Source organism: Janthinobacterium sp. GW821-FHT03C08, from assembly GCF_059420905.1.
Window position 1 is genome coordinate 158,730 of sequence record NZ_JBWKUP010000006.1, and the last position, 12,827, is coordinate 171,556.

Annotated in this window: 9 protein-coding genes; 8 read left to right on the top strand and 1 reads right to left on the bottom strand. The window is 60.8% G+C overall.

Annotated features, from left to right (window positions below; translation table 11 throughout):
- The first annotated feature begins 86 nt into the window (after nucleotides 1–86).
- The 8 genes from AC07VL_RS10160 (at nucleotide 87) to AC07VL_RS10195 (ending at nucleotide 11,720) form a co-directional block, all read left to right on the top strand.
- Complete coding sequence (locus tag AC07VL_RS10160; protein WP_126124149.1) at nucleotides 87–1,187, top strand: MarR family transcriptional regulator; 1,101 nt, start codon at nucleotides 87–89, stop codon at nucleotides 1,185–1,187.
- Nucleotides 1,187–2,083 (top strand): antitoxin, encoded by an 897-nt coding sequence (locus AC07VL_RS10165; RefSeq protein ID WP_494805715.1) that lies wholly within the window; start codon nucleotides 1,187–1,189, stop codon nucleotides 2,081–2,083. Before AC07VL_RS10160 ends, AC07VL_RS10165 begins: the two co-directional genes overlap by 1 nt.
- 8 nt (nucleotides 2,084–2,091) lie before the next feature.
- Nucleotides 2,092–5,091 carry a DEAD/DEAH box helicase gene (locus AC07VL_RS10170; RefSeq protein WP_494805716.1) on the top strand — a complete coding sequence of 1,000 codons (3,000 nt, stop codon included), beginning with the start codon at nucleotides 2,092–2,094 and terminating at the stop codon, nucleotides 5,089–5,091.
- An 85-nt stretch (nucleotides 5,092–5,176) separates the two neighbouring features.
- Nucleotides 5,177–6,082, top strand: a complete 906-nt coding sequence (locus AC07VL_RS10175) for an AbiJ-NTD4 domain-containing protein (RefSeq protein WP_494805855.1) — start codon at nucleotides 5,177–5,179, stop codon at nucleotides 6,080–6,082.
- 97 nt (nucleotides 6,083–6,179) lie between these two features.
- Complete coding sequence (locus tag AC07VL_RS10180; protein WP_312660154.1) at nucleotides 6,180–6,893, top strand: TIGR02391 family protein; 714 nt, start codon at nucleotides 6,180–6,182, stop codon at nucleotides 6,891–6,893.
- A gap of 169 nt (nucleotides 6,894–7,062) precedes the next feature.
- Entirely contained in the window at nucleotides 7,063–8,793 is a 1,731-nt protein-coding gene (locus AC07VL_RS10185; protein WP_494805717.1) for an ATP-dependent nuclease, read from the top strand.
- Nucleotides 8,780–10,198 (top strand): UvrD-helicase domain-containing protein, encoded by a 1,419-nt coding sequence (locus tag AC07VL_RS10190; protein ID WP_494805718.1) that lies wholly within the window; start codon nucleotides 8,780–8,782, stop codon nucleotides 10,196–10,198. Before AC07VL_RS10185 ends, AC07VL_RS10190 begins: the two co-directional genes overlap by 14 nt.
- Nucleotides 10,199–10,274: 76 nt before the next feature.
- Nucleotides 10,275–11,720 (top strand): hypothetical protein, encoded by a 1,446-nt coding sequence (locus tag AC07VL_RS10195; RefSeq protein WP_494805719.1) that lies wholly within the window; start codon nucleotides 10,275–10,277, stop codon nucleotides 11,718–11,720.
- A 522-nt stretch (nucleotides 11,721–12,242) separates the two neighbouring features.
- On the opposite strand, the gene AC07VL_RS10200 is transcribed toward AC07VL_RS10195, so the two are convergent.
- Nucleotides 12,243–12,680, bottom strand: coding sequence for a helix-turn-helix domain-containing protein (locus AC07VL_RS10200; RefSeq protein ID WP_494805720.1), 438 nt, complete (start codon nucleotides 12,678–12,680; stop codon nucleotides 12,243–12,245).
- Nucleotides 12,681–12,827: the final 147 nt, after the last annotated feature.

A 12,827-nucleotide genomic window follows, 5' to 3' on the forward strand; every position in this document is an offset into this window, starting at 1 on the left:
GATCTTCACTGTGCAGTAAATATTGAGCTTTTGCCGAATATTCGGTAGAATGGCCATATTCACTGCGCAGTAAAGAACCTAAAACCATGGTGCTTGAGTCCCCAACGAACGAGCGGCAACTGATCGAACAGTTCCTGGAAACCCTCCAGGGGCTGCCGGAAGTACATGCGAATCTGGGTCGCTGGGAGTCCGTCGGGTCTGCGGACGAGCCTCGGCATGATGCCCAGATCGAACTCCATGTGGCTGGTAGATCGTTCACGTTGCTGATCGAGGCAAAAAAGGCGGTCTATCCCAGGGATGTGCGCGAAGTTCTGTGGCAGTTCCGAGACTATGCCCGCAGCCAGCCTCTGGGGAGGAGCGGCGACGAGGCTTTGCCCTTGCTGGTTGCTGAGTCGATCTCTCCGGGAGCCAAGGATCTGCTCAGAACCGAGCGCGTCGGGTATTACGACAGCGGCGGCAGCCTGTTCCTGCCTGCGCATGGTGCCTATCTCTACATCGACAGACCGCCGCCCAAGACCTTGGCTAAATCTGTCCGATCGCTGTTTTCGGGTCGCCGCGCGCAGGTGCTGCACGCCTTGTTGGTTCGACACAAGGACTGGTTCAGCGTCAAGGAACTTGCCGAACAAACGCAGGTGTCACCGGCGACCACCTCGCAGGTACTGACGGAACTGGAACGTTTCGATTGGCTGGCTACGCGCGGCCAGGGTCCGAGCAAAGAACGGCATCTCAAAGAGCCTGGCGCGATGCTGGACGCCTGGGTGAAGCAGCTTGCATCGATCCGTGCCCCCGCACTGCAGCGTTATTACGTGCCAGCCCTCAAGGCGGATCAATTGGTTGAGCGTGCAGGCCACGTGTTCGCGTCCCACCAAGTTGGCTACGCGATTACCCATGAAGCGGCCGCGCAACGCTATGCGCCGTTCCTTTCCAACGTGTCTCAGGTCCGTTGCCGGCTGCTGGTCGGGCCCACAGCCGACGCCGCCATCGACGAGTTGGGTGCAAGGTCGGTCAACGAAGGCGCCAATCTGACGGTCATCGAAGCCAAATCACCGGGCGAACTGCTGTTTCGCGAGCGCATTGGCGATGTCTGGTTGGCAAGCCCCATTCAGGTCTACCTCGACTTGCTGGGCGGCGAGGGGCGAGCCAAGGAAATGGCCGAGCATCTGCGCAGAGACAGGATCGGTTTCTGATGGCCAAGCCCGCGACCCTCGACGGCTACAGCGATCAATACACCCTCGACTGCGAGCGCGTTCTCGTGACGCTGTTGCGCGGGCTGGGGCCATGGAAGGATTCAGTCTACCTGGTCGGTGGCCTGACTCCCCGATACCTGGTGGCCGCCCGTCCGCCATTGATACCTGCGCACGCCGGCACGCTGGACGTGGACATCGTGATCGACTTGCAGATGCTGGCCGACACTGAGGCGTACCACACGCTGGAGGACAACTTCAAGAAGATGGGCTTCGAGCGCGCCGAGAACGAAAAGAAGCAGAAGCTTTCGTGGCGTTGGCAGACCCGCACCGAACACGGCGCCTTGATGGTGTTGGAACTGTTGGCCGACGCGCCGCAGATCGCTGGCGGTAAGGTGCAGCCGTTGCCGACCGAGGGAACGATCTCGGCGTTGAACATCCCGCACTCGTCCATCGTCTTCGATCTCCACCAAGTCACCGAGATCCAAGCGGAACTGTTAGGCGACAACGGCGTCGCGACAGAGAAAATCAAGCACGCCAACTTGGTGAGCTTCACCTGCCTGAAGGCATTCGCCTTCGACCAACGGTTTGAACGCAAGGATGCGCACGACCTGATCTATTGCATTGAACACGCGCCCGATGGCATGGACGCTGTTGCCGAGGCTTTCCGCAAGGAAAGCGGTGGCACGCATGGCACCGTGATTCAGGCTTGCCTGGCGATCCTGCGTAGTCGCTTTGTGTACGACGACAAGACGGAGGGGTATCGCAAGGATGGCCCGGTGTCCGTCGCCAAATTTGAACTGGGCGAGGGTGACGAGCCCGAGCAACGCGAGGCGAGGGCGTTGCGTCAGCGCCAAGCGAGCGACGTAATCGAACAACTCTTGGCGCGAATCGGATAGGGGGCGGCGTGGCGATCAAAGCAATTTTCGTGGGCATCAACAAACACCTCGACGCTACGATCCCCGAGCTGGGCGGGGCCCGCCGCGATGCGACGGCGTTGTGGGCGCTGTTCACCGACACTGTCGAAGGCCTGGCTGGCCGACTGCTTGTCGATGAGGCCGCCACGCATGCAGAGGTGTCGCAAGCCATCCTCGGAACGCTGTCGGCTGCGGGCCAGGACGACGTGGTCGTCATCACATTCGCTGGGCACGGCTCTCCCGATGGAAACCTGGTCCTGTTCGATACCAACGCAGCCGATCTTTCCAGCACAGGCCTGTCGATGGCGGGCTTGGCCGATGCCTTCAAGGCGACGAAGGCGCGTGCGGTGCTGTGCGTGCTTGACTGCTGCTTCAGCGGGCAGGCGCCCGCACGCGTGCTGGAGGCTGCAGCGCGCCCGCGAAGCGCATTTGCGTTGACTGGGATTTACGGCGAAGGACGCATTCTGCTTGCCGCCTGTGCAACCAACGAATCTGCCTGGGAGCAGCCGGGCACCGGACACGGACTGCTTACGCATGCCGTGATCGAGGCGTTGACGGGTGCGGTCGGCGACTCGGTCAGCTTCCCGGAAATCGCCGGCGAGATCATCCGGCTGGCGCGTGTCGAGGCCGAGCGCATCAGCGTGACGCAGACGCCTGTATTCCTGGGCAACGTCCAGGGTGGTCTTGTGTTTCCAGCCCTCAAGCGTGGTGACAACTACGCCGCTGCGTTCCCGGCCAGAGCAGTCCAGCAAATGTCGGGCTCATTTGCGGAATTTTCCGCGCACGGCTTTCCGCCGGAAATCGTCGATCAGTGGACGACGGACTTCCCGCGAGGCCTCAACGCGCTGCAACTCAAGGCAGTCAACGAACACGGCGTACTATCCGGCAGATCGCTGCTGGTGGTCGCGCCGACCAGCTCGGGTAAGACCATGATCGGCGAACTGGCTGCGATTCAGGCAGTCACCGCCGGCAAGAAAGCGGCGTTTCTGCTGCCGTATCGGGCGCTGGTCAACGAGAAGTTCGAGGAGTTCAGCGAGCGATACGGACCCGCGGGCCTGCGCGTCGTTCGGTGCAGCGGTGATGCAACGGATGGCATTGGCCCCGTGTTGGGCGGTCGCTATGACCTGGGTTTCTTCACCTACGAAACCTTTCTCAATCTGGCGCTCGGCTCGCCGCGCCTGCTCAACCAGCTCGGCCTCGTCGTGCTTGACGAGGGCCAGTTCATCACGGACCCGAATAGAGGCATTACGGTCGAGTTGATTTTCGCGCTTCTGCTGCGGGCGCGTCAGCGCGGCATAGAGCCGCAACTGGTGATCTTGTCGGCGGTCATTGGCAACCTCAACAGCTTCGATCGCTGGCTCGACCTGCCCTTGCTGATGTCCCGCGAACGGCCTGTACCCCTGGTCGAGGGCGTGCTCGATCGGCGCGGGACGTTCCAGTTCGTCGATGCGGACGGCACTACCAAGACCGAAGCCCTGTTGCCTGCGCATCGCATCGTGCAGCGTCGCGACAAGCCCAGCTCGCAAGACGTGATCGTGCCGCTGGTTCAGCAACTGGTTGCACAGGGCGAGAAGTTGCTGGTCTTCCGCAACATGCGTGGTCCGGCACAGGGCTGCGCCAAATACTTGTCAAGGGAATTGGGCCTGGGTCCTGCGACGACCGTCCTGGACGTGCTGCCGACTCAGGATCTGACCGGCGCCTCGCAGGATCTGCGGGAATGCCTTGCTGGGGGCACTGCGTTCCACAACACCAATCTCTTGCGCGCGGAGCGCGAAGCCGTCGAGAAAGGTTATCGCAACACTGGCGGCGGTATCCATGCGCTGGTGGCCACCACGACGCTGGCTGCCGGTATCAACACCCCGGCATCGACGGTGATCCTGGCCGAGAACGAGTTCGTCGGTGAGGACGGCCGCCCATTCACCGTCGCCGAGTACAAGAACATGGCAGGACGGGCGGGGCGGCTCGGATACAACGAGACCGGCAAGGCCATCATCCTCGCCGACACGCCGATGGAACGCGCGCAACTGTTCCAGAAGTACGTGCTCGGCGTGCCGGAAGACGTGAAGTCATCCTTCCAGCAGCGCGACCTGCCAACCTGGACGTTGCGCTTGCTTAGCCAGGTTCGGGGCGTGCGCGCCACCGAAATTCCTGGCCTCCTGGTCAACACGTTCGGCGGCTACTCTGCGTCACGCGCAAACCCGCAATGGATCGCGATCGTGGAGCATGAAGTCACCGCGTTGGTCGAGCGCCTGCTCCAGGCCGGGCTGGCCGAGCGCGAGGGCGAGTTGATCCACCTGACCTTGCTCGGACGCGCCTGCGGCGCTTCGTCCTTGTCGTTTGAGTCGAGCCTGCGGCTGGTCGAGTTGATGAAACAACTGAACGCCGCACAGACGTCCCCCACCCAGGTGCTGGCGATGGTGCAGGTCCTCGACGAAATGGATGCGATCTACACACCGGTCATGAAGCGGGGACGGTCGGAGAGCGTGCGCGCCAATGATGTGGCGCAGCGTTATGGGCATGCGATGACGCAGGCGCTGCAGCGATATTGCCGGGACGAGATTGAGTTCTGGTGCCGATGCAAGCGCGCGGCGCTCTTGTACGACTGGATCGAGGGCACCCCCGTCGACGTGTTGGAGAAGCGGTTCTCGACCACGCCCTTCGGAGGCGCTGTCGGATACGGGAACATCATCGGAATCGCCGACGCAACCCGCTTTCACTTGCGCTCGACGCACCAAATCCTGTCGGCACTCTTCCCGGACCAGCCCACGTTCCTGGCGGGACTCGACGAAGTCCTGCAACGACTCGAATTCGGCCTTCCGGCCGGTGCGCTGCCGCTCACAAACTTACCGCTCGCTCTGACTAGGGGGCAATACCTCGGGCTCTTCAACGCCGGATGCTTGACGCCGGAAGCCGTGAACGACTTGAGCGGCGAGCGGCTAGAAGCATGCATTGGTCCAGCTAGCGCGTCGCTGCTGAGGCTACAAGCATGAATACCATGGTACTGCGCAGGGGAATGAAATTTTTGGATAGACACGTCGCCACCATCGCGTCGTGGCCGCGAACGGAGTCAACGTGATAAGCGACTACTTCAGCGATCGTGAGAACGGTCCGCGCGCACGCACCGAGCAGGTGATTTCGCCCACTGTCTGGGCGGGCCTCGTGGCAACGGTACAGGCGTTGATCAATAGCGGTGCATTCGGCCTGCGCTTTCCGGAACGCTGCCCGGATGGACAAGCCACTTGCGGCGGCGATGCGGACGCCTTGGCGGCTTCCGTAAGCGCAGAAATGCCGGGTCTGGCTTGGCCGTTGGAGACAGTCTCCATTGATGGGGAGGGTTACTTTGCTGAACGCCAGCCGTTCGCGCCGGACACCTTGCTCGTCTTGGATTTCATCGAGTTCGTTCACGCATCAGTGGCTAAGCCGATCTCAGGGAAGTATCACGACTACTTCAGTCATCACCACCTGACTTTCGACCAGGAGGCGGGGCAGGAAGACTTCCGCGTGACGGTCAATCGTATATTCGCGCGCAACGGGCTTGCGTTCGAGATGCTGCCCAATGGTCGAATTGAACGACTGCTCCCGCCGGTACTTGGCGAAGAACTGAAGCGAACGCTTTTCAATACGGGAGATCGCACGCTCGACAACATGCTCGACGAGTGCCGGGCCAAGTTTTCGGACCGCAATCCGTTGGTGCGTCGTGAAGCGCTGGAGCGGTTATGGGACGCATGGGAGCGACTCAAGTCACTGGCTGACCCGAGCGACAAGAAGCGCTCGGTCAAGATCATCCTCGATGCAGTTACTTCCGTGCCGTCGCTGCGGGAGAGATTGGAGACAGAAGCGACAGAACTTAACTCCATTGGAAACAGTCACCTCATTCGGCATTCGGAGATCAGCCAGGTGCCGGTGATCGATGTGGACCAGGTCGACTATCTGTTCCACCGACTGTTCGCCATGATTCAGCTGATGCTGAGGAAAAAGTAAAAGTGCGAAAGCCCGTACGTTGCGCGAGGACGGTGGTCGCTCATGCGGGGTTTGGGGGGCCTTGTTAAATGGAAAAGATCAACCGAGGAGAGACGCAATGCTTGAATGGTACTTGGAGGTAAATGCCCTGTTTCGGGCAATGCGTCAGAAAGCGATCGATGCACAAGGCCTCCTTGCGAGCGACGATAAAGCAGGGGCCAAGTTGATCAATGGCTATTTGAAAGCTGACTATCAACTACTGCGCAAGCTGTGGACCGGTGCAGGGTTCCCTGAGCAAGACATGGGAAATCTTGGCAGGCATATCGGATTTGGCGACGCCAATGACTACGACGACATCCTTGCGCGCGATCTTCCCCAGGTAGAGGTGAGGGCGGAAGCGCATGTGCGTGAAGCGACGGGTACCAAACCGAGCATAGGCTTCGAGGAACTGCTGCATCCGGTTATCTTCGCGCATGCCTTCCAGCACTATGTGGACGGACACTACCGCGATGCCGTCTTGAACTCCGTCGTTGCGATCTTTGATCTGATGCGAGAGCGCACTGGCCTGGATCTCGACGGCGCGGCTCTGGCGACACAAGCGTTGAGCTTGGAAAAGCCGCACTTGATCCTCAGCGAACTCGACACGGAGTCGGGCAGAAATGACCAGAAGGGGTTCATGCAAATTTTGGTCGGTGCCTATCTTGGCATTCGCAATCCCAAGGCTCATTCGCTAAATCATGATCTCGACCCGGAGAAGGCCGCACAGTATCTGATCTTCGCCAGCCTTCTAGCCCGACGGATCTACGAAGCGAAAGACGCTCCGAAGGCCTGAGACGCGCCAGTTGCATCGCTGGTTCTCGATCCGACCGCGAGCCACTGGAACTCAGGCGATGTCCTGCGAAGGAATGCAGGTAGCGCAAAGAATCGAGCACTTCGCAATGTGCTTTTGCATCAGGGATTTCTAAAGCGGAACAGGCCGCACACCATCACAGGGGCACCCAATGGCAAGAATAAGAAAAATCGAGATCGCCAACTTCCGTGGCATCAAGCAATTGGTGTGGTGTCCATCGCCTGGCATCAATTGTCTGATCGGCACGGGTGACAGCGGAAAATCCACGGTGCTGGATGCGATCGATCTGTGCTTGGGCGCCAGGCGCAATGTGCAGATTTCCGACGCTGACTTTTTCGGCCTGGACATCACCGCTCCAATCAGCATCACGCTGACACTGGGCGCGCTGGATGACAGCATGAGTACGCTGGAAAGCTTCGGTGCGTTTCTGCGCGGTTATCACGCTGCCACGGGCATCGTCGAAGACGAGCCGTCTGCCGGTGCAGAAGTGGTTCTCTGCCTGAATCTGACCGTCGCCAGCGACTTGGAACCATCCTGGACTCTTATCTCCGACCGCGCCTTCCAGCAAGGTCTGGTGAAGACACTCGCATGGAAGGACCGTCTGGCCTTAGCGCCGACGCGGATCGGTGCGCTCGCTGACTACAACTTGGCCTGGCAGCGGGGCTCGGTGCTGAACCGCATCTCGGAGGAACGCGCGGATGCTTCGGCGGCACTCGTGAAGGCTGCACGGGATGCGCGCGGCACCTTTGGCGACCAGGCCGAGCAGCAATTGGGAGAAGCGCTGGGGATCGTCGCCGCGACCGCCCAAGAACTCGGTGTCCACATTGGCGCAAAGGCGAGGGCGCTGCTCGACTCGCATTCCGTGTCGTTCGGCGGCGGGACCATCTCTCTGCACAATGAGGCTGGCATCCCGCTTCGCAGTCTCGGCGTTGGGTCCACACGCCTGCTGGTTGCCGGTCTGCAGCGCAAGGCGGCCAGCCAAGCGTCGATCGTCCTTTCGGACGAACTGGAGTACGGCCTAGAGCCGCACCGCATCGCTCGGTTTCTCGGCTCTCTCGGAGCGAAGGAAGCGGCCCCGCTGCAAGCATTCCTCACCACGCATTCGCCAGTGGCACTCAGGGAGTTGTCGGGCGGGCAGCTTTTCGTGCTGCGCCGCAGTCTCCACGGTCACGAAGCCCGCATGGTAGGCACCGATAACGACACGCAGAGCACCATTCGCCTCTATCCCGAGGCCTTTTTGGCTGGCTCCGTGATCGTGTGCGAAGGAGCCAGCGAGATCGGCCTCCTGCGTGGTCTGGATTTGCACCGGGTAGAACATGGCGGTGTGTCTCTGGCAGCACAGGGCATTGCCATGGTCGACTGTGGCGGTGGCGAGCCCGACCGGCCTTATGCCCGCGCGGCCGCCTTCCAGTCGTTAGGCTACAGGGTGATGGTGGTGCGGGATGACGACAAGAAGCCTACGCCTGTCATCGAACAGGCATTCCTGCAGGCCGGTGGCGCGGTCGTCGCGTACCGCGCAGGCCGCGCATTGGAGGACGAACTGTTTGGCAGCCTTACGCCAGTGGCCTGCCAGCACTTGATCAAATATGCCCACGACCTGCATGGCGACTTGATTCACGAACACCTGCGCACCGTCTCTAACAACACACTGACCGTTCAGGCCGTCTGGGACGAAATCCAGAATACGCAAGCGCTGTCAGTGCCAAACCGAGTCATGCTCGGGCAGGCGGCGCGCATCCGCAAGGCCGGTTGGTTCAAGTCCATCTCCTGGATGGAGGACGTAGCAAGGACCATCGTGGCGCCGGACTTGCCGCTATGCGGTCCAGGCTTCAAGGCACTGGTAGACCAGGTATCTGTGTGGGCTGCCCATGGGCCCCGCTGAAATCGACCTGCGCACGATTGCCCGAGGTACCGTGACGGCACCGGCCGGATGTGGCAAGACGCAGTTGATTGCTCACGCCCTGGCCGCTCACGGAGGTCGCAAACCCATTCTCGTGCTCACGCACACGAACGCTGGCGTGGCGGCGCTTCGCGCCCGGCTGGACCGTGCCGGTGTGCCGCACAGTGCTTATCGATTGAGCACCATCGACGGCTGGGCCATTCGGTTGATTGCGAGCTTTCCGGGTCGCAGCGGTCATGATCCGGACATCCTGCGGCTCGCCACGCCTGCGCGGGACTACCCGGCGATCCGCGAATTCGCCTGGAAGCTGTTGCAGGCCGGGCACGTCAGCGAGGTACTGAAAGCGTCTTATGCGCATCTCATTGTTGACGAGTACCAGGACTGTTCGGTGCCTCAGCACTATCTCGTCTACTTTCTCTCGCTGATCCTGCCGACCTGCGTGCTTGGCGATCCGATGCAGGGCATCTTCGGGTTCGGTGGCAACGCCTTGGCTAACTGGGAGCAGCAAGTGTGCGCGCATTTCCCGGTCGTGGCTGAACTGGCCACGCCATGGCGTTGGCGCAATGCTGGTGCGGAAGCACTCGGACAATGGCTGCTGGAGGCTCGCCGCCTGTTGGTGGCCGGTCAGTCGGTGGATCTGCGCAATGGACCACCAGCACATGTGACGTGGGTTCAGACCATCCCGCCCAACGACCACCCGCAGCGACTGGCTGCTGCGCGGACACTGCCGCCCACCGCAGACGGGCGTGTACTGATCATCGCCGACAGCCGTAACCGTTCCAGCCAGCAGAACTTTGCAAGCCAGACGCCAGGGGCCTCGACCGTCGAGGCAGTCGATTTGCAAGACCTCATCGCCTTCGGCAACAGTTTCGATGTTGCGTCTGCTGGGGCCATGGGGCAGTTGCTGGCGCTGGCGCAAAGCGTCATGACCAACGTGGGTGTCGCAGAGCTGACACGGCGTCTGGAGTCGTTGGCCCGAGGAACCGCGAGGAATCCGCCGTCCTCAGCGGAGAGCAGTGCCTTGGCGTTCCAGCGCGCACCGTCCATGGCCGCAGCCGCAACACTACTGTCAGAGCTGCGTGAGATGCCGAATGTGCGCGTGCATCGCCCCGCCATTCTTTACGGCGTGCTCAAGGCGCTGCGTGGAGCCTCGGCAGGAAACGTCCCGCTTGCGGAGGCTGCTAGGCGCGTGCGTGAAGAGAACCGATTGTTGGGCCGCCCGTTGCCCAAGCGTGCGGTTGGCAGCACGCTGCTGCTCAAAGGGCTGGAGGCAGAAGTGGCGGTGGTGCTGAATACGGAGGGCATGAGCGCGCAGCACTTGTATGTGGCCATGACCCGCGGATCAATGAAGCTGGTTGTGTGTAGCGCCAGCCCCATATTGGGCTAAGTAGGAGGGGAAAGTGGCAAGAGAAAACAAGTTTGCAAGCTCGGGCGGTGCAAAAGAGACGCCCGCTGGGAAGCTCATGGAGACCATCGTCGAGGACGTGATCACGACGAAGGAGATGACCTTTGCACAGTGGCATGCCCTCAGCGCGGACCCTTTCGTTCCGCTTGCCATTCCGGTGTCGCAAGGCGGTCAGTATCGGGTCACGCAAGCTGGCGTGGACGCAGCGCACTTGCTGTCACAGCAAAGCTGGAAATCACGCGAAGCCCTGCGCCAGACGATTGATCGGGAGGCCTTCATGAAGCTCTCTTTCCAGGCCATCGGGGACACGCTTCGCGACTGCCAATCGCGCCTTCCAACAGTACCGGACGGCCAAAATGAGCATGACGTGCTGCTCGGTGACGATTTTTATGCGGTGCTCGCCGACGACTACCAAACGCGCTTGCAGCAGCTCGCCGCCAGCGCGAGTCCCGACGTCGACCGGCATATCCCTTGCCATCTGTTTCACTCGGATCAAGCCGTGCCGGCATTCGCCGTGGGGCCGGTGCGATTCCTGCCGAGAGCGGAATGGCTCGATTCCTTTGTCAAGGATTCGGAGGTCCGCGATCTCATCCGTCAGGTCGAGACCCGTGAACTGGACATGGAGGAGTTGACCGCTCGATCAGTTGCAGCCGAGGGTGGTCGCTGTGCGTCGCATGCGTTGGACGTTCTGCGTACGCTGCGCCATTACAGCTGGGTAGCGACCATCCGGATGGAAGGGCATGAGCATGCGCGGTCTCATTTCAAAGCGTCGGTGGTGGTGGGGCTTGCGATTGACGCAATCGGACTGAGGTTCCAAGTTGAGGATGCGCGACGATTTACGAAAGCCGGCCGGCAGCATCTTTTTGCAGAGGACCGGTTTGCGACCACGCTGGACGGCCGGATATTGCGTGGGTCGAGCGTACAGATGCCTGGCCTTGGCGGACGTCCCGGCGCGCTGGCTGCCAAGATGGCGGGGGAGCAATCCTTCCTGGATGCCGCCGGGTGCATCTTGCAACACTACGTCGAGGGACGACGAAGCGGACATGCGCTGCATCTCGTCGAACGCTGGGCCAATGCGCTGTACTGGGTCGGTGAAGCTCGTCGCGAGGCGTCCGACTTCATGGCCGTTGTGGACTATGGTTGTGCCGCCGACGGACTTTCCGGCGCTGGGGGGAGCGCCAAGGACATGATCGCGTTCGCCGAGACTGCGCTCAAGCCTGAGGGGGAGACCGTGCCAGAGGGCGCGCTCACCGTGGAAGCCGCCGTCCACAAGGTCTATCGAGAAGGCCGTAACAAGCTCGCCCACGGCGAAATGTCGGGACTACTGGAGGACCTAGCAGAGCCTCGCGCAGTCGGCGAAACGCTGCTGTCGGCGCTGTTCGATGTTGTCACGCCGGTGCTGGCTGACCTCTTGCAGAACGAGCCGAACCTTCTGAAGCTTGATGAGAAGAGGGCCTATCGTCTGCTTAAAGCAAAACTTGCGGCGAGGAAAGCAAGCGCTTGACTTGATGCCCTAATCGTGACAGGCAAGGGGACAAGGCATCAAGCTTCCTGTATTATTTCAGCTGATTGATGATGGTGTCGCTAGAGTTGCTCTCCCGCAAATCGCTCCATCTGCCGCGCCAGTAAAAGATGTGCGCTTCTGACGGTAAAAGCGACGGTAAGGCCCCATGTCGATCACAGCCAATCCCTTTAACCACGCGGGTTTGGGCGATCTGTTGATGATGGAGTGGGAATGATGAGCTCGCTTTAACTGATTGATTTTAAAGTGAAAAATTGATGGCCGTTGATGATTCGAAAAGAATTATCAACGGCCATTTTCTTGTTGCGCATTCGGTTGATCGTGCGCGCCAAGGAAATGCCTGCATCGAGGTCTCCACTTTGATCCAGGTCAATGGTTCCATCCAGCCATCAAGTAGTTTTTTGACTTCACAGGTCGGCGCATGGATGACGTTCCGCATACTCTTCCCCGCGAGCTGCGCCGCCCACCTGCTGCGAAGGTCTTTCCAGCAAGGTAGGGACGCGGCTATTTCTCGCTCGTGCCTGAGGAGTCCGCGCAAGCCAGGGCTTTTTTGTGCATGGCGTCGAGGCCTTGATGCGCGAGGTCCAGCAGCGCCATTTCTACGGTGCTGCCATGTTGCATGGACAGGCGCTGCACGGCGCAAGCCAGCGCAGGGGGAAGTTCCAGCGCATGCAGGATCAGCCCCCCTCCGGCCGGTCCTGGCGGGGCGATATGTGTCTCTCTGGCAATGGGCAACGTTCCATCCACAAGCCAGGCTGTGCTGACGCCGAGGGCAGCGGCAATCTTTTCTGCCGCTTCCATGCGAAGTTCGGCTTTGCCGGATTCATAGCGATACAGTTGCGTGGGATTGATGCCCGCCCGTTCGGCAAGCAGTACTTGTGACATACGAAGATCCTCGCGGCATCTTGTGAGCCGCGCAGAAACATTAGTGTCGCCAGGCATAGGTATTGCCTTTCAATATACAAGGTTCGTCAATGCGGCAGAACCCGCTAATCGGCTCCCTCTGTTACCCGACATTGGGGACGCCCGGAAGTCGGGGCCGTAGGCAGGAACGAGAGTGGGCTATCGCACACCGCCAAGGTCACCTGA